This window comes from Stutzerimonas stutzeri (genome assembly GCF_002890915.1).
In the GTDB taxonomy this organism is placed as follows: domain Bacteria; phylum Pseudomonadota; class Gammaproteobacteria; order Pseudomonadales; family Pseudomonadaceae; genus Stutzerimonas; species Stutzerimonas stutzeri_AF.
Genome location: NZ_POUT01000005.1, coordinates 97,651 through 114,704 on the forward strand (window position 1 = coordinate 97,651; position 17,054 = coordinate 114,704).

At 66.3% G+C, this 17,054-nt stretch carries 13 protein-coding genes; 5 read left to right on the forward strand and 8 right to left on the reverse strand.

Annotated elements, in window-relative coordinates:
* Window positions 1-129: 129 nt before the first annotated feature.
* The 8 genes from CXK94_RS10925 to pilG all read right to left on the reverse strand — a co-directional run bounded on the left by CXK94_RS10925 (window position 130) and on the right by pilG (window position 13,262).
* A complete protein-coding gene (locus CXK94_RS10925; RefSeq protein ID WP_102894370.1) occupies window positions 130-603 on the reverse strand; it encodes a chemotaxis protein CheW in 474 nt (157 codons plus the stop codon).
* Window positions 600-1,652: a chemotaxis protein CheB gene (locus CXK94_RS10930; protein WP_102894371.1), complete on the reverse strand. Its 1,053-nt coding sequence runs from the start codon at window positions 1,650-1,652 to the stop codon at window positions 600-602. The genes CXK94_RS10925 and CXK94_RS10930 overlap by 4 nt, the downstream gene beginning before the upstream one ends.
* Entirely contained in the window at window positions 1,645-8,802 is a 7,158-nt protein-coding gene (locus CXK94_RS10935) for an Hpt domain-containing protein (protein ID WP_102894372.1), read from the reverse strand. Before CXK94_RS10935 ends, CXK94_RS10930 begins: the two co-directional genes overlap by 8 nt.
* An 11-nt stretch (window positions 8,803-8,813) precedes the next feature.
* A complete protein-coding gene (locus tag CXK94_RS10940; protein ID WP_037038020.1) occupies window positions 8,814-9,680 on the reverse strand; it encodes a CheR family methyltransferase in 867 nt (288 codons plus the stop codon).
* Between the two features lie 60 nt (window positions 9,681-9,740).
* Entirely contained in the window at window positions 9,741-11,789 is a 2,049-nt protein-coding gene (locus CXK94_RS10945; RefSeq protein ID WP_102894373.1) for a methyl-accepting chemotaxis protein, read from the reverse strand.
* Between the two features lie 78 nt (window positions 11,790-11,867).
* Complete coding sequence (locus CXK94_RS10950) at window positions 11,868-12,404, reverse strand: chemotaxis protein CheW (protein WP_102894471.1); 537 nt, start codon at window positions 12,402-12,404, stop codon at window positions 11,868-11,870.
* A 41-nt stretch (window positions 12,405-12,445) separates the two neighbouring features.
* Window positions 12,446-12,811, reverse strand: a complete 366-nt coding sequence (gene pilH / locus CXK94_RS10955; protein ID WP_021206021.1) for a twitching motility response regulator PilH — start codon at window positions 12,809-12,811, stop codon at window positions 12,446-12,448.
* Between the two features lie 43 nt (window positions 12,812-12,854).
* The gene (gene pilG / locus CXK94_RS10960; RefSeq protein WP_003282729.1) at window positions 12,855-13,262 is read right to left on the reverse strand and encodes a twitching motility response regulator PilG; all 408 of its coding nucleotides are present in this window, start codon (window positions 13,260-13,262) and stop codon (window positions 12,855-12,857) included.
* 236 nt (window positions 13,263-13,498) lie between these two features.
* Here pilG and gshB point away from each other — a divergent pair, with 236 nt between their 5' ends.
* From gshB to pyrR, 5 genes are all read left to right on the forward strand, one after another.
* Window positions 13,499-14,449, forward strand: coding sequence for a glutathione synthase (gshB, locus tag CXK94_RS10965; RefSeq protein WP_102894374.1), 951 nt, complete (start codon window positions 13,499-13,501; stop codon window positions 14,447-14,449).
* A gap of 87 nt (window positions 14,450-14,536) precedes the next feature.
* On the forward strand, window positions 14,537-15,430 hold the full coding sequence (locus tag CXK94_RS10970) for an energy transducer TonB (RefSeq protein ID WP_037037971.1): 894 nt from the start codon (window positions 14,537-14,539) through the stop codon (window positions 15,428-15,430).
* A gap of 65 nt (window positions 15,431-15,495) precedes the next feature.
* Entirely contained in the window at window positions 15,496-16,065 is a 570-nt protein-coding gene (locus tag CXK94_RS10975) for a YqgE/AlgH family protein (RefSeq protein ID WP_102894375.1), read from the forward strand.
* Window positions 16,062-16,490 carry a Holliday junction resolvase RuvX gene (gene ruvX, locus CXK94_RS10980; protein ID WP_037037973.1) on the forward strand — a complete coding sequence of 143 codons (429 nt, stop codon included), beginning with the start codon at window positions 16,062-16,064 and terminating at the stop codon, window positions 16,488-16,490. The genes CXK94_RS10975 and ruvX overlap by 4 nt, the downstream gene beginning before the upstream one ends.
* Before the next feature lie 21 nt (window positions 16,491-16,511).
* Window positions 16,512-17,021 carry a bifunctional pyr operon transcriptional regulator/uracil phosphoribosyltransferase PyrR gene (gene pyrR, locus CXK94_RS10985; protein ID WP_037037974.1) on the forward strand — a complete coding sequence of 170 codons (510 nt, stop codon included), beginning with the start codon at window positions 16,512-16,514 and terminating at the stop codon, window positions 17,019-17,021.
* The last annotated feature ends 33 nt before the right edge of the window (window positions 17,022-17,054 follow it).

Below are 17,054 nucleotides of genomic sequence, written 5' to 3' on the forward strand. Positions count from 1 at the left end.
CAGGTCAAGTCGGGCATGTAGGTTGGGGCGGGCGGCGTTCCGCTGAGGAGCGCAGCGACGAAGCCCAACGCCTTCACGTCGGTCCCCACCCCCAGCGCCAACCGACCCACATGACCCCAACAGGCGGATTCAGATCAGCCCGGCATCCGCCAGTTTCTGCTCGAGCCCGACCAGGTCGGGAATCCGTGCCTGCACATCGCCCAGGTTCACCGCGTCCAGCTCCAGCGGCGCAAGCTCGGCCTCCGCCCGCGCCAGGCTATCGTCGACCTTGATCGAATGCGGAATCCCCTGTACCAGCAGAGCGATGAACTTGACGTGCTCGCGGCCGCCGATCGCGTTGAGCACGGCGACCCGCGCGCCATTGCCGATCGGCACCGGCTGACCGCTGGAAGCCGCCTCGAAGGACAGCAGCGGCAGGCTCAGGTCGCGCCACTGCACCTGGCCGAGCAGCCATGCCGGCGCCCCCTGCGCCGCCTGCGGCGCGCGGTAGGGAATCAGCTCGGCCACCGCCACGTTGGGCAGCAGCAGGGTGCGATCGGACAGGGGCACCAGCAACCCGGTGAGACTGCTCTGGCTATCCTGGGAAACAACCGATTGGCTCATGAAATATCCTGTTCGAGGAGCGCGGCGACCGGAGCGGCCTGCTTCGCGAGATGAATGACCAGGGCCTGCGCCAGCTCGCGCGGGCTACCGCTGAACGAGCTGTAGCCCCCTTCGCGCAGGGTGTCGGGCATGCTGGAACAGGCGCAGGAATCGGCGCGCTGGGTCCAGACCCGTCCGCCCTGGCGCAGGACGTAGGCGGCGGCAGCGCTACCGTCGCTGCCCATGCCGCTGAATGCGATGACGCCGCAGCGCTCGCCGAACTGCTGGGCCAGGTTGAGCATCATCTGATCGATCGAGGGGCTGTAGGGCTCCGGCCAGCAGCGACCGCTGAGCCGCAGGCTGCCATCGGGGGCGAAACAGAGTTCCTCGCCGATCGGCGCGATGATCACCTCGCCACAACGCACCGGCTCGTCCGTACCCACCTGCCGGACCTGCCACTGGCTGTGCCGCCCGACCGCCTGGGACAAGGCCGACTCGAAGCTGGCCTCGATATGCTGGGCATAGATGAAACCCAGCGGCAGCCCCCCGGGCAAGGCATCGAGAAAAGCCTTGACCGCTTCCGGCCCCCCCAGCGAGGCGGCCAGCAGCCAGACCTGGGCCGCGGGCGCACCGGCTTGCGATTCGCTGCCGGCCAGCGCCCGCGGCAATTCCAGCCGGGCGGGGCGCTGTGCCTCGCCCTTCAGCACTTCGAGACGGGGCCCCACCGCATGGGTGGAATCGCCGACCAGCCGCTTGAGCTTGCCGAACAGGCGCCGCTCCCAGCGCGGATAATGCTCCGAGTTGCGTTCGGGCGCGTGCCCCTCGCCGAACAGCACCAGCGTGCGGTCGCGCTCGAGCAAGGCATCGACCAGCGGCGAATCCTCGGTCTGCGCCAGGTCGACCAGCCAGAGGTCGGCCTCGGTGCCGTCCAGGTCCGCCGGTTCCAGGCGCCCCGGGTCATTGTTCAGCACGACCTGGTAGCCATTGGCGCTCAACGCCTGCTGCAACACATGGCGCTGCAGCGAGGTGTCGGCGAGGACCGCGATGCGAGCGGCCATGGCTTCAGTCATCGCTCTTGACCAGCCGTTGAATGGTCTCGAGCAGCAGCGACTCCTGGTACGGCTTGCCGAGGTATTCGTTGACGCCGATGCCCAGCGCCCGATCGCGGTGCTTCTCGCCGGTACGCGAGGTGATCATGATGATCGGCAGGTCCTTGAGGCGCTCGTCGTGGCGTACCAGAGTGGCCACTTCGAAGCCGTCCATGCGCGGCATCTCGATATCCAGCAGCATGACGTCCGGCTTGCGCTCCTGCAGCTGGGTAATGGCGTCGACCCCGTCCTTGGCGGTCAGCACGTTCATGCCGTTGCGTTCCAGCAGGCGGCTGGTGACCTTGCGTACGGTAACCGAGTCGTCCACCACCATGACCAGCGTCGGCCGCTCGCTCTCCACCTCGACGGCCTCCGGCGCCTGGTCGAGCAGGCGCGGCTGCTGCATTTGCGTCAGCAGGTGCGCATGGAGCACGCGGATGGTCGCCAGCAGGTCGAGAATCACCACCACGCGCCCGTCACCGAGGATGGTCGCGCCGGAAATGCCGTGGACTCCGGCGAACTGCGGGCCGAGGCTCTTCACCACGATTTCCCGCGAGCCGGCCAGGCTGTCGACCTGCACCGCGACGCTGTGCTCCTTCGAGCGCACCAGGATCACCGGCAGCGGCAGGCTCTGCCCGACCAGCTTGGGCTTCTGCCCGTTGTTCAGCAGCTCGCCCAGGTAGCGCAGCTCGTAGGCCTGCCCGGCATATTCGAAGCGCGGCGCGCCGGGCTGGTAGTAGGCTTCCAGCTCGTAGGGCGAGACCCGCACGATGCCTTCGATGGTGTTCAGCGGGATCGCATAGAGGTCCTCGCCGGAATAGACCATCAGCGCGCGGTTGACCGACACGGTGAACGGCAGGCGGATCAGGAAGCGGGTGCCCTGGCCCAGCGTCGACTCGATGCTCATCGAGCCGCCGAGCTGCTTGACCTCCGAGTGCACCACGTCCATGCCGACGCCACGGCCGGAGATCTGCGTGACCCGCTCGGCGGTGGAGAAGCCGGCCTCGAGGATGAACTGCAGGATCTCGTGCTCGGTGAGATCGCTATCGGCGGTCATCAGCCCGCGCTCGATCGCCTTGCGGCGTACCGCGTCGAAGTTGATACCGGCACCGTCATCGGCCAGGGTCAGGACGATATCGCCACCCTCGCGCGCCAGATCCAGGCGGATGCGCCCCTGTTCGGGCTTGCCGGCGGCGCGGCGGCGCTCCACCGACTCGATGCCGTGATCCACCGCGTTGCGCAGCATATGCTCCAGCGGCGCGACGATGCGCTCCAGCACGCTGCGGTCCATCTCGCCGGTGGCATTGCCGACGAGGAACTCGACCTGCTTGCCCAGCTCGCCGGCGACCTGCCGAACGATCCGCCGCAGCCGCGGCACCAGCCGTTCGAACGGCACCATGCGCGTGCGCATGAGGCCCTCCTGCAGCTCGGTGTTGACCCGAGCCTGCTGCAGCAGCAGGGTTTCGGCGTCACGGTTGCGCGCCGCCAGGGTTTCCTTCAGGTCGAGCAAGTCGGAAGCCGACTCGAACAGCGCCCGCGACAGCTGCTGCAATTGCGAGTGGCGGTCCATTTCCAGCGGATCGAAGTCGTCGTAGCCGGCCCGCTCGGCTTCGGCCTGGTAGCGGCTGAGGATCTGCGCCTGGGTCTCGGTATCCAGCCGGCGCAACTGATCGCGTACACGCTCGATGGTGGCTTCCATCTCGCCGAGGGTGAAGCCGACGTCGCTCACCTGTTGTTCCACGCGGCCCCGGAAGATCGAGGTCTCGCCGGCGAGGTTGACCAGCCCTTCGAGCAATTCCGCCGGGACCTTGACCAGTTCCTGCGGTGCGCGCCGCGCGGCGGCCTCCTGAGCGGCCTGCTGTGCCCGGCGGATGAACGGCAGTACCTTGGCCGGCGTACTGGTCGGCGCGGACTGGGTGCTGACCGCGACGATCGGCTGCTGCAGCGCCGGCGGCGCGCTCGGACGCGCCGGCTCCGGCTCGGCAGGCGCCGGCACGGGTTCATCGGCGCCGTCCACGGCGAGGCTCGCCCGCAGCTGTTCGACGTCCTTGAGCAGCGCGTCGTAACCCTGCTGTATGTCGAGGAACAGGCTGTCCGGCCAGGGCGCGCCTTGCAGCTGCGCCTCGCTCAGGCGCTGTTCCAGATCGTGCGCCAGGTTGCCCAGGGCGCTCTGCCCGGCCAGCCGCGCACCGCCCTTGAGGGTATGCAGGACGCGCAGCATGTCACCCAGCGGCGCGGCATCGTCACGCACGGCATCCCAGCGCCCGAGGGCCGACTCCATTTCCTCCAGCAGGTCATCCGCCTCCTCGACGAAGATGTCGAGGATCTCCGCCTCGGCAGCCGGCTGGGCGTCGTCCTGGGCCGCCTTCAGCGAAACGCTGCTGGGCATGCTCAGCTGTTCATCGGGGTTGCTGCGAAAGCGCCGGATGGTTTCGATCAGGCCATCACCGGCGGGCACGGCCCGCTGGTCGCGCACGGCCTCGAGCATTTCGGCCAGGCGATCCTGACACGCCTGCAGCAGGCCGAACAGCTCGGGGCTGGCGCGATAGTTGCCGGCGCACAGCCCTTCGTAGAGATACTCCAGTTCATGGGCCAGGTCGCCGATCTCGCGGATGTCGGCCATGCGCGCACCACCCTTGAGGGTGTGCAGGTCGCGTTGCAGCGCCTCGAGCTCGAGGCTGTTGTCGACATCGGCCATCCAGCGCTGCAAACCGCCCGCGGCACTTTCGATGAGGTCGAAACCTTCCTCGAGGAAGATTTCCACCAGTTCGGCATCGCGCTCGTCCGGCACCGCCTGCGGCCCGGTCGGGCCATCCGCCGACGGCGGCTCGGCTTCGGCGGGCGCCGGCGCAAGGTCAATCACCAGCGGTTGGTCGTCCATCGTTTTTTTTTCGGGCGCCACCTCGTCGAAATCGATCGCCGAAAGTTCAAAGGAGTCGAACTCCGGCAGCGGCTCATCGAGTTCGGCTTCGGCTTCGGCTTCGGCTTCGGCTTCGGCCGGAGCATCCGCGATCCCGGCCGCGTCCGGCTCGCTGGTTTCGGGCACTGCGGCGTCTTCGGCTCGCCCCATGTCGACGGTGTCGAACGTCGGCATGACGCCCTGGCGGAAGGCGCGCATCGATGCGATCAACTCGCCGGCGCTGGTCATCGGTTGCTGGCGCTGCAACTGTTCGAGCTGCAGCGCCAGATGATCGTGACTGCGCTGCAGCAACGCAGCCAGCGGTGCGGAATGCGTATAGCGGCCGTCGGACAGCCCCTCGTAGAGCGACTCCAGCTCGTGCGCCAGATCGCCGATCGGTCGGATGCCGGCCATCCGCGCGCCACCCTTGAGGGTATGCAGGTCGCGTAGCAGCGACGAGAGCGCCAGTTGGTTGGCCGGATCGGCCAGCCAACGGTCCAGTGCATGCCCCGCGCTTTCCATCAGGTCGACGGCCTCGTCGAGGAAGATTTCCACCATTTCCTGGTCGAGATCCTCTTCGTCGTCATCGATGGCAGCGGGGACATCGGCGGCAGGCCAGGCTTCGGCTTCGGCTTCGGCTTCGGCTTCGGCTTCGGCCAAGGAGCCTGCCATCGGCAAGGGAGCCTCGACGGCAGCCGGTTGCAGTTCTTCCAGCGTCTCTTGCTCGAGCGCCAGCGGATCGACCGCCTCATCGAGCAATGCCTCCAGCCGAGCGACCAGTTCCGCCTGCTCGCTGACCTGCAGCGCCGCGGCCACCTGGTCCATCATGCCGACCAGCGCCTCATGGCCCTGCTGGACGTCATCGAAGAAGCGCTCGCTGACCGCCAGGCGCCCCTCCTCGACCACCGCATACAGCCGCAGCAACACCTGGCAGAGTGCGTCCATCTGCGGCAGATCGGCCATTCGCGCGCCCTGGCCGAGCGTGGTCAGCTCCTGCAGCAACGCGGAGAGCTCCTGACGCTCGGCAGGGTGTTCGCGCCAGCTGCGCAGCAGGTTCTCGGCATCCAGCAGGATGTCCATTCCCTCGGAGAGGAACAGGGCGATCATGCTCGGATCGCGCGTCTCGCCGGTCTCGTTTTCCTTGCGTGCGCCGGCCTCGGCCAGCCGGGCCTGATGCAGGGCATGTACCCGCTCGAGAAATGCGGCCGCCCCCTCGATCGGCGCCAGCGGCTCATGCTCGAGATTGGCCAGGCCCTGGCGCAGCAGTTGTTCGGCATCGTGCAGCAGCTCGGCTTCGGCCAGGTCCATCTGGATCAGGTTGGTCTTGAACTCCTTGACCATCTTCTCCAGCGGCATCGCGATCTCCGCCATCGGCAGGATGCCGGCCATGTGCGCGCTACCCTTGAGCGTATGCAGGGCGCGCTGCAGGGCGTCGGTCACCGGCTGCGGCAGGCGCTGCGCGCAATCGGCGAGGAAGCTGACCAGCGTGCTCAGGTGTGCTTCGGCCTCGTTGCGAAAGATCTCCAGCAGTTGCGGGTCCAGCGCATTCTCGTCGGACGCCGCCGCACCGGCGCCAGGCTGCTCGGGTTTGGACGGCACTGTGCCGGCCGGCGGCGGTTGGATCGGCTGTCCCTTGGCCAAGGCATGTGCCATCGCGGCCAGGCGGTCGACGTCATCGCGCTGGCGCTGGGCCTTGGCGGCGAATTCCTCGACCAGCTCCGGCATCAGCGCGACGACATCCTTCACCACCTGCTTGACCGGCTCGGCGGGCTCGATGCTGCGATCCAGCACGCGGTTGAGCAGGTTCTCGATGGACCAGGCCAGCTCGCCGATGATCAGTGCCCGCACCATCCGGCCGCTGCCCTTGAGCGTATGGAAGGCGCGGCGTACCTCGCCCAGCGCGTCCTTGTCCTCGGGGTTCGCGACCCAGGCGGGCAGGTGCTCGGCAATGGTTTCCAGAACCTCGGCGGCTTCCTCGATGAAGACATCCAGCAGGTCTTCGTCGACCGGCTCCTCGTCGGCAGGCGGCGGCAACAGGCTCGGCGGGACGTCCTGGGCCGGCGGGTTGATCGCCGCAACCGGGGCGGCCATGACCTGTTCCAGGCTGATCGTCGGCTCGGCGTCTGCAGGCTGCGTGGGCTCCGGCTCGGCGAAGGCTGGCAGGGTGACTTCCGGCAGCTCGAGCTCGGCGAACTGCGCCTCGCTCCAGTCAGCCAGCGCCGGCTCGTCGGGCTCAGCCGGCGCGGCAGCTTCGGCGATGCCTGGCCGCTCGGCCTGCGGCTCCTCGGGCAGGCTGAAAACGATCTCTTCCTCGAACGACTCGCCGGCCAGGTCAGTCGCCGGTTGGGCATCGACCGGAAAAGCCGCCGCTTCGAACGGCATTTCCGGCTCGGCGTAAAACGCCGGCTCCGCTTCGCTGGCGGCGGCTGACTCGAACGCCTCGCCGCTCGGCTCAGGCTCCAGCTCTTCGGGCAATACCTCGATCTCTTCCAGCGGATCGTCGAGCCCGGCAGCGGCCAAGGGCTGCATCGCTGGCGCCAGCTGCGCATCGCGCAGGGAATAGCCGAGGTTCTGCAGGCTCTCCTCGGCGACGTCGAGGATCAGGTCGCCCTGAGTACCGCAGTCCTCGCTCAGGCGTTCGAGGTAATACTCGACGCTGGTGATCGCATCGGCGAGCGTATCCAGGCTCTGCCAGTCGGGCACGGCCTGGTGCGCCAGCAGCTGTTCCTGGATGTAGCCGTTACACGCGCCGAGCAATGCCGCAGCACGCTCCAGCGGGATCATGGCGAGACCGCCGCGGGCCTGGGTGAGCAGTTCCGGCACCCGGGCCAGGTGCTCGTGATTCCATTGCGAGGCGATGAATTCGATGATCGCGTCCTTGGCCTGCTCCAGAGCGGTGCGCGCCTCACGGATCACCAGCTGGTGGATCTGCGCCACATCGGTGGTCGGCAGGTGGCTGTCTTCGTTGCGCTCCTCGGCTGGCCCGCCGACCATGCCGGCCAGCGTCGCCTCGACATACAAAAGCGCCCCGGCGATATCCATCAGCACGGCGTCGTCGGGCTCGCGCCGCCCCTGGGCCAGTGCCTGGACCAGGGCGATCTGGTCGAGCACGATCTTGCGCGGTTGCGCGAAGCCGAGCACCGCCAGGGTATCGGCGATCTGCTTGAGCGGCACTTCCAGGCCGGCCAGATCGGTGATGACCTTGCGATCGCTGCGCACGAACAGGTCGAGACTGTCCTTGACCCGAACCAGTTCCTCGCACAGCGCGGCCACCACCGAGCGCATCGCGCCACGGTCGGGTCCCGCCAGCTGGGCGCGCTCCTGATCGACCACGGCGCTGTCGGGCAGCGCGTCATCGAGCCGGTAGTGAGCCTTCAATGCCTGGATGCGCGGCGTCTGCCCCGGGGCCTTGGCGACATAGAACAGCAGGTTCTTGATCAGCTCGTCGGGCGCGGCCTGATTGAGGCCATCGGCGCCCTGTTCGACCAGTCGCTTGAGCTGCTTGTCCACCTGGCGCAACAACGTGCGCACCGAGGTGCCGTTGGCCACACCACCACTGGCCAGGCCCTCGACCATGCCCGAGGCGATCTGCCACAAGGCGCCCAGCGGCGCGTCCTTGCAGAGCATCTCCAGACGGGCGAAGACGCGGGCCATGTAGCCCAGGTTGGTCGGCAGCTCCTGGTTGCGGATCACCCCCACCAGGGCGACCTGCAGCATCTGCCGCAGCTTGCGCAGCAGCACCGGCAAGCCCTCGGTACGCAGGCGCTCGACCGACTCGCTCGGCAATGCCGGGGTGCGCCCGGACAGGTCGGGCGAGAACAGGCTGGTTTCCGAAAGCAGCTTCTCGCCACGGGCGGCCCGCAGGTCGTTGAGCAGCGGCAGCACCACCATCGGCAGGTCGCGGCGCGCGCTCTGGATGCGGTCCAGATAGACCGGCATCTGCAGGATCGCCTGCATCAGCACCTCGAGCGCCTCGGCCTGGTTGGCCACGCGCTCGTCGAGCAGCGCCTGTGCCAGCTGTTCCATCTCCTCGGCGAGCAGTGCCGCACCGAAGAACTCGACCATCTGCAGAGTGCCATGGACCTGATGCACATAGGTCAGGCAGAAGCGCATCCGGGTCGAGTCCTGCGGATTCTCGACGAAGGCTTCCAGCGCCTGACGCGCCTGCTTAAGCGTTTCGGCAATCTCGCCTTTCACCCACTCCAGGGCGACATAATCATGCCGATCACCCATAGCGACTCCGCTCATAAACTTTTCCGGGTAAAGGCCAGAACCTGATCGTTGGCCACCGGCAACAGCTCCGGATGCTGCCAACCAGCCACTTCACCGACCCCGATCACCAGCAGACCTCCCGGCGCCAGGCGCTCGGCCAGGCGGTTGAGGATTTCGCGGCGACGCCAGCGGCGGAAGTAGATCAACAGGTTCTGACAGAAAATGACGTCCATGCCGGAAAGCGGCGCATTCGCCAGCTCCAGCACGTTGAGCCTGGCGAAGCACACGCGTGCGGCCAGGCTGGGCAAGACTTGAAAGCGATCGGGCAGCAGCGGCTGGAAATAGCGCTCGCGCAAGCCCGTCGCCACCTGTTCCAGCCGGCGCGCGCCATAGACCGCCGCGCGCGACTTTTCCAGGGCGCTGAGGCTGATGTCGGTACCGGTGACGCCGAAGCGGCCGGCAGCCTCGCCATCGCGCAACACCTCGGCGGCGGTGATGGCCAGCGAGTAGGTCTCCTCGCCACTCGAGCAGCCCACGCTCCACAGCGCCCAGGGGCGCTCCAGCGCGCCCTGTTCGAGGCGCTGGCGCAGGTAGCCTTCGAGCAGTTCGAAGGATGCCGGATGGCGGTAGAAACGCGTCTCCTGCACGGTCAGTCGGTCCATCAGCGTCGACCATTCCACCGCCCCGCGCGGGCCGGAGGTAACCTGACGATAGTAGCTAGCGTAATCGCGCACCCCGACTTCACGCATGCGCGCGCTCAGATTGGTCTGCAGAAACGTGCGCCTGCGCTCGCTGACCACCATGCCGGAGCGCTCTTCGAGAAGCGCCTGCCAGTCATGGAATTCCGCCGGCGACATATCGGCCAAGGGCTCCAATGCCCAGTCAAACCTCGGCTGCATGCCCTGCCCCTCGCGCATGATCATCGGCGGCAGCCTTCAGCGACTGCCGCGCTCGTCAAGTCAGGCCTGATCCTGAGCATCCGGCAGGGTAAAGCCGGAAACGGAATGGCGCATCTCGTTGGCCATCTTCGCCAGGTTACCGATGCTCTTGGCGGTAGCGGTGGTACCCGAGGAAGTCTGCGAGGTGATCTCCTGAATCACGTTCATCGTGTTGGAGATGTGGCCGGCGGACGACGCCTGCTGGCGCGCCGCGTTGGAGATGTTCTGGATCAGCGCCGCGAGTGTCTTGGATACCTTCTCGATCTCTTCCAGCGCCACACCGGCGTCCTGGGCCAGACGCGCCCCACGCACCACTTCCGAGGTGGTCTGCTCCATGGAGATCACCGCCTCGTTGGTGTCGGTCTGAATGGTCTTGACCAGTGCCTCGATCTGCTTGGTCGCCGCCGAGGAACGTTCCGCCAGGCGCTGTACTTCGTCCGCTACCACCGCGAAGCCGCGACCCGCGTCACCGGCCATGGAGGCCTGGATCGCCGCGTTGAGGGCGAGGATGTTGGTCTGGTCGGCAATGTCGTTGATCAGGCTGACGATGTCACCGATCTCCTGGGACGATTCGCCGAGACGCTTGATCCGCTTGGAGGTGTCCTGGATCTGCTCGCGGATGTTGTCCATGCCGGTAATGGTGTTGTGCACCACCTCGTTGCCCTTGTTGGCAATGGCTACCGAGCGCTCCGCTACCGCCGACGATTCCGCGGCGTTGGCCGATACCTGGTCAATGGAGACGGCCATCTCGTTGATCGCCGCCGAAGCGCCGGCGATTTCCTGCGCCTGGTGCTCGGATGCCTCGGCGAGGTGCATGGCGGTCGCCTGGGTTTCCTGGGCGGCACCCGATACCTGGACGGCGGTCTGGTTAATGGTGGCAACCAGTTCGCGCAGCTGGTCGATGGAGTAGTTGATCGAGTCGGCGATCGCACCGGTGAAGTCCTCGGTCACCGTCGCGGCCACGGTCAGGTCACCGTCGGCGAGGTCGCCGATTTCGTCGAGCAGACGCAGAATCGCGGCCTGGTTGCGTTCGTTCTTCTCGGCGGTCTCGCTCAGGCGGCGACGCGCCTCCTGAACCATGACCAGGCCGATCAGGATGATCGAGGCCAATGCCAGCGCGCCCAGCACGTAGCCGAGGATGGTATTGAGATAGCGGGCGTCCGCGCGGTTCTGCAGGCCTTGCGACAGGGCGGAGGTCTTGTCCAGCAGCGTCTGCGAAACCTCGAAGATGCTGTTGGCCGATTCGCGGACCTGGAACAGCTCCGGCGACGTTTCGAGAATCTCGTCCACCGAGCCGGAGACGAACTGGAACAGCTCGGCGATCTCGGCCAGCCGGTCCCGCGCTTCCGCGTCGGATACCGCGGTGATGCCCATCGCCACGTTGCCCTCGATCATCGCGTTCAATACGCGGCCGAACAGGCTGGCATCGCGACCGAACATGTCCGCGGCCTGTACCGAGTCCTGATCGCCGGACAGCACCTTGTTCACCGAGCCGAGAATACGTTCGGCCAGCAGCGATTGACGCTGGGCCACCGAGACCTGGGCCGCCGGGGCGCCACTCTCGAGCAGGATGTCGACGACTTCCTCGTACTCGACCTGCAGCTGCGGAATGGTTTCGGCCAGGGTGCTGGCCACCTGATGCAGCGAGAGAACGGTCTGCTCGCTGGCGAGAATGGCGTCGGTGTCGCGACGCAGGGTGTTCCAGTCCTGCTCCACCGCGTTGACCTCGGTGCTCAGCGACTCGGGCACGGCCGGCAGGCCGATGCTCTCGTTACCCTGCGCGAGATAACCCCAGCGCTGGTTGAATTCGTTGCGGGCCTGCTTCAGCGAGGCGAATGCCTCCTGGGTACCCGCCGCCGCTTCCACGGCGTCCTTGGCGATCTGCTGGGACAGAACGCGCAGCTCTCCCGCGTGAGCGATGTACTCGTTATCGTGGTCCGCTTGCGTGTTGACGTACGCGAAGTTCGCGAACAGCAGCACGATCGAAACGATCAGCACGATGAACAGACCGGTGGTCAGCGTCGTGCTGCGTACACCGCTCAACAAAGCATTTGCATTCATTCTTTTCATTATCCGGCCCCCGCCTGGACCTCCGTGCGCTTCCATCCAAGAACCAAAAGGCCGACCTCGGTCGACCCCACCTACAACTCAAAAAGCGACGTCCAGAAACGCCTGATGCGTAGCCAGCGCGTGCGGGCTGAAGACCAGCCAGGGTTGCTCGCGCTGGAACACACCATGAATGAACGGCTGGATCGACGCCTCGATCGGAGGCAACTGCTCCGAGAAGGTCTCCACCGGGAAATGTTGCATGCCGAAGACCTCGTCGACGGTCAGGCCCGCGAACACTTCCTGGTGATCGACCACCAGCACCCGCCGCTGCTTGCGCAACGGCGACAGCTCCAGGCCGAAATAGCCGCAAAGATCCATCACCGGCAGCAGCCTGCCACGCACGTTGGCGACACCCTTGACCCAGCTCTTGACGCCAGGCAGCAGGGTGTAGCGAGGCTCGTGCAGAATCTCGCCAACCTCCCCCATCGGCGCGACGAACAGCCGCCCCCCCATGCGAAAACCGATCCCTCCCCAGGTCTGTACGGCTTCCTGCCGAGAAGGCAGGCCTGCCGCGAGTGCGCGGCAACGGTTGTCCAGCTCCAGCAATCGCTGAAACGGCGTTTGCATGTCAGCCATGCTGGCCATGTCCCTTTGTCCGAGTTTGGGTTACCCCGGCGTCAGCCTGCCAGAACGGCATTCAGGGTTTTCAGCAACGTCGCCTCGTCCACCGGCTTGGTCAGGTAATCCTTGGCGCCCTGACGCTTGCCCCAGACCTTATCGGTTTCCTGGTCCTTGGTGGTGACGATGATCACCGGAATGTGACTGGTTTCCGCATCTTTGGTCAGCTGGCGGGTGGCCTGGAAGCCATTCAGACCCGGCATGACGATATCCATCAGCACCGCGTCCGGTTTCTCCTGGCGGGCCAGGGCGACGCCATCGGCGCCATTCTCGGCCTTGAGCACCACGTGACCGTGCTTCTCCAGCATGGCGGTGAGCTTGTACATTTCGGTCGGCGAATCATCAACAATCAGAACGCGAGCCATGTTTTCTCCATAGGAAGGCTTCAGCGGCACACTATGCCGAACTTCAGGATGCTTGCTCCACCGGTGCGAAATCCGGCACGTGCGCCTTGATCGCACCGAGCAGCTCTTCTTTGCTGAACGGTTTGGTGAGGTATTGGTCGGAGCCGACGATACGCCCTTTCGCCTTGTCGAACAGGCCATCCTTGGAGGACAGCATGATCACCGGCGTCGACTTGAAGGAACTGTTGTTCTTGATCAGGGCGCAGGTCTGATAACCATCCAGCCTCGGCATCATAATATCGACGAAGATTATGCGGGGATGAGTGTCCGCTATCTTGGCGAGCGCATCGAAACCGTCCACTGCGGTGATGACATCGCAACCTACTTTCTTCAGCAGGGTTTCAGCGGTGCGACGAATCGTTTTCGAGTCGTCGATCACCATGACCTTCAAGCCCTCGGAGTGCTGTTCCATTTCGCCCTACCATCGCCTCGGTGAGTCGTAGTTTATCGTTATGTCAGTGCGCCGCAGGCCCTGCCATCGATGGGCTGCACCCAATCGCGGGACCTTTTTAGCACACTCCTCAAGCCCATGCTATCAACCGCAAAAGCAGCGGGATTTTCCTTGACCCAGTGCACAACCGCCGCCAATCTGCAGCGACATTTCAGCCATTTGGCAGCCTCTGCTGCCCCACTTGCGGAGAACAACTCATGACCGTTCGCGTCGGGATCATCATGGACCCTATCGCGCAGATCGCCTTCAAGAAGGACAGCTCGCTGGCCATGCTGCTGGCCGCCCAGGCCCGCGGCTGGACGCTGTTCTACATGGAGCAGCGCGACCTCTATCAGTTCGGCGACCAGGCCCGCGCCCGCATGCGGCCGCTCAGGGTGTTCAACGATCCGCAGCACTGGTTCGAGGCGGACGAGGAGTTCGACGCCGCCCTCGCCGATCTGGACGTGATCCTCATGCGCAAGGACCCGCCCTTCAACAGCGAATACGTCTACGCGACCTATCTGCTCGAGCTGGCGGAGAAGGCCGGGACGCTGGTGGTCAATCGCCCGCAGAGCCTGCGCGACTGCAACGAGAAGTTCTTCGCCACGCAATTTCCGCAGTGCACGCCCCCGACGCTGGTCAGCCGGCGGTCAGACATTCTGCGCGAGTTCGCCCGCGAGCAGCGTGACATCATTCTCAAACCCCTGGACGAAATGGGCGGCGCCTCGATCTTCCGCCACCGCGAGGGCGACCCGAACCTCTCGGTCATCCTCGAGGTGCTCACCGAGCACGGCAGCCGGCAGATCATGGCGCAGCGCTACATCCCGGCGATCAAGGATGGCGACAAGCGCATCCTGATGATCGACGGCGAGCCGGTACCCTATTGCCTGGCGCGGATTCCGGCGGCCGGCGAAACCCGCGGCAACCTGGCCGCCGGCGGCCGCGGGGTCGCGCAGCCGCTGTCGGACCGCGATCGCCAGATCGCCGCCATCGTCGGCCCCGAGCTGCGCAAGCGCGGCCTGCTGTTCGTCGGCCTGGACGTGATCGGCGACTACCTCACCGAAATCAACATCACCAGCCCGACTTGCATCCGCGAAATCGACAACGCCTTCGACACCCGCATCGGCGAGCGACTGATGGAAGCCATCGCCGCCAAGCTGCAAGCTTGAACCAGCTAACAGCTTTGAGCGCCAAGCTTGCGGCTTCGCGCTCAAAGCCGGCAGACTGCGCGGCACTCCGAGCCGACCCTGTATGCGATGAACGCAGTTACCCGCCATCCCGCGCCTGAAATCACCCGAGTCCGCCCGGCGGACAGGCTCGGCTTCACCCTGTTCCTGGCCGCCGCGTTGCACCTGGCGCTGATCCTCGGCCTGGGTTTCACCCTGGCCGAACCGAAACAGGTCAGCAAGACGCTGGAGATCACCCTCTCGACCTTCAAGAGCGAGGAAAAGCCGAAGGAAGCCGACTTCCTCGCCCAGGACAACCAGCAGGGCAGCGGCACCCTCGAGCACAAGGCCTCGCCGAAGACCACCGAGCAGGCGCCGTTCCAGGACACCGAGGTGCGCAAGGTCACCCCGCCCGCCACGCCGCCGCGCAGTACGCGTCCGGAACCGGCCAAGACCGCCGTTGCCACGCGCAGCCCGCAGCCGGACAAGACCGAGGTCAAGCAGCAGGCGCAACCGCAACCCAAGCCGCAGCCGGCCCCGGCGTTCGACAGTTCGCAGCTGAGCGCCGAGATCGCCAGCCTGGAGGCGGAACTGGCACAGGAGGTCGAACGCTACGCCAAACGACCACGGGTCAGCCGGCAGAACAGCGCCGCCACCATGCGCGACATCAGCGCCTGGTACCGCGACGAATGGCGCAAGAAGGTCGAGCGCATCGGCAATCTCAACTACCCGGACGAGGCCCGCCGCCAGCGGATCTACGGTAGCCTGCGCATGCTGGTGACGATCAAGAGCGACGGCACGGTGCACGAACTGCGCGTCATCGAATCCTCCGGGCAGGCCGTGCTGGACGAAGCCGCGTTGCGCATCGTGCGCCTGGCCGCGCCCTTCGCGCCGTTCACCGGCGAGCTGGCGCAGAAGTTCGACCAGGTGGAGATCATCCGCACCTGGCGTTTCGAGCGCGGCGACAGGCTGTCGAGCCGCTGATTCGGGCCCCGGACGAAGCGTCGCAGCTGTAGCCGGAAAGCAGTGCAACGCTTAAGCTAACGCGCATGAAAAACACCGCGCCCAGCTACCTCAAGCATCACTTTCTGATCGCCATGCCACAGATGGCCGATCCGAACTTTGCCCAGGCCCTGGTCTACCTGATCGAGCACGGGCCGGAAGGCGCCATGGGCCTGGTCGTCAATCGCCCGAGCGGCCTGAGCCTGGCCGACATCCTCGAGCAGTTGCGCCCGGACGAGCCGGTACCCGCGCCCTGCCAGAGCCTGCCGATCTTCTCCGGCGGCCCGGTGCAGACCGATCGCGGCTTCGTCCTGCACCCGGCCGACCAGCAGTTCCAGGCGACCCTTTCGCTCGGCCCGCTGGGCATGTCCACCTCTCAGGACGTGCTGTTCGCCATCGCCGATGGCCAGGGCCCCGAGCGCTATTTCGTCGCACTCGGCTACGCCGGCTGGGAAGCCGGCCAGCTCGAAGCCGAACTGGCCGACAATACCTGGCTGAGCTGCCCGGCGCGCCCGGACATCCTCTTCGACCTGCCGCACGAGCAGCGCCTGGATGCCGCCGCCGCATCCCTGGGCATCGACCTGCGCCTGCTCAGCACCCAGGTCGGCCACGCATGAGTGGGCCTCGTCTGCTGCTCGGCTTCGACTACGGCACCAAGCAGATCGGCGTGGCCGTCGGCCAGGTCGTCACCGGCCAGGCCCGCGAGCTGTGCGTGCTCAAGGCGCAGAATGGCGTGCCGGACTGGCAGCAGGTCGAAGCGCTGCTGCGCGAATGGCAACCCGATGCGCTGGTGGTCGGACTGCCACTGAACATGGATGGCAGCCCGAGCGAGATGAGCGCCCGCGCGGAAAAATTCGCCCGCCGACTCAACGGCCGCTTCAACCTGCCGGTACATACCCACGACGAACGCCTGACCACCTTCGAGGCCAAGGGCGCGCGTCTGCGCCAGGGCCAGCATGGCGGCTATCGCGAACGCCCGGTCGATGCACTGGCCGCCGCCTTATTACTGGAGGGCTGGCTGAGCGACCACGCGCCAGCCTGATCCGGACCTGAAGGAGACCCCATGAACCTGCCCAATCCCGAGCAGCTGTTGCCAGAGATGGCCGCAGCACTGCAGCAGCACCTGAGCGAGCGCGACATCCAGGAACCGCGCTTCATCGGCATCCGCACCGGCGGTGTCTGGGTCGCCCAGGCGCTGCTCGCGGCGCGCGGCGGCAACGAAGCGCTGGGCATCCTCGACGTGTCCTTCTACCGCGACGACTTCACCCGCAAGGGCCTGCACCCGCAGGTCCAACCCTCGGAGCTGCCGTTCGAGATCGAAGGCCAGCACCTGATCCTGATCGACGACGTGCTGATGACCGGCCGCACCATCCGCGCCGCGCTCAACGAGCTCTTCGACTACGGCCGCCCGGCCAGCGTGACGCTGGTCTGCCTGCTCGACCTCAACGCCCGCGAACTGCCGATCCGCCCCGACGTGGTCGGTGCCACGCTGTCGCTGGCGCCCGAGCAGCGGATTAAATTGCTCGGCCCCGCCCCGCTGGCGCTCGAACCGCAGCTGCTGGGCGCCGGTTAGCCCCAGCCCAGCCCCATCAACCCGTCCATCTCC

Bases quoted from the DNA above. Each gene is read 5' to 3' on its own strand.
- CXK94_RS10925 (WP_102894370.1), bottom strand. From the start codon at position 603: ATGAGCCAATCGGTTGTTTCCCAGGATAGCCAGAGCAGTCTCACCGGG.
- CXK94_RS10930 (WP_102894371.1), bottom strand. From the start codon at position 1,652: ATGACTGAAGCCATGGCCGCTCGCATCGCGGTCCTCGCCGACACCTCG.
- CXK94_RS10935 (WP_102894372.1), bottom strand. From the start codon at position 8,802: ATGGGTGATCGGCATGATTATGTCGCCCTGGAGTGGGTGAAAGGCGAG.
- CXK94_RS10940 (WP_037038020.1), bottom strand. From the start codon at position 9,680: ATGCAGCCGAGGTTTGACTGGGCATTGGAGCCCTTGGCCGATATGTCG.
- CXK94_RS10945 (WP_102894373.1), bottom strand. From the start codon at position 11,789: ATGAAAAGAATGAATGCAAATGCTTTGTTGAGCGGTGTACGCAGCACG.
- CXK94_RS10950 (WP_102894471.1), bottom strand. From the start codon at position 12,404: ATGGCTGACATGCAAACGCCGTTTCAGCGATTGCTGGAGCTGGACAAC.
- pilH (WP_021206021.1), bottom strand. From the start codon at position 12,811: ATGGCTCGCGTTCTGATTGTTGATGATTCGCCGACCGAAATGTACAAG.
- pilG (WP_003282729.1), bottom strand. From the start codon at position 13,262: ATGGAACAGCACTCCGAGGGCTTGAAGGTCATGGTGATCGACGACTCG.
- gshB (WP_102894374.1), top strand. From the start codon at position 13,499: ATGACCGTTCGCGTCGGGATCATCATGGACCCTATCGCGCAGATCGCC.
- CXK94_RS10970 (WP_037037971.1), top strand. From the start codon at position 14,537: ATGAACGCAGTTACCCGCCATCCCGCGCCTGAAATCACCCGAGTCCGC.
- CXK94_RS10975 (WP_102894375.1), top strand. From the start codon at position 15,496: ATGAAAAACACCGCGCCCAGCTACCTCAAGCATCACTTTCTGATCGCC.
- ruvX (WP_037037973.1), top strand. From the start codon at position 16,062: ATGAGTGGGCCTCGTCTGCTGCTCGGCTTCGACTACGGCACCAAGCAG.
- pyrR (WP_037037974.1), top strand. From the start codon at position 16,512: ATGAACCTGCCCAATCCCGAGCAGCTGTTGCCAGAGATGGCCGCAGCA.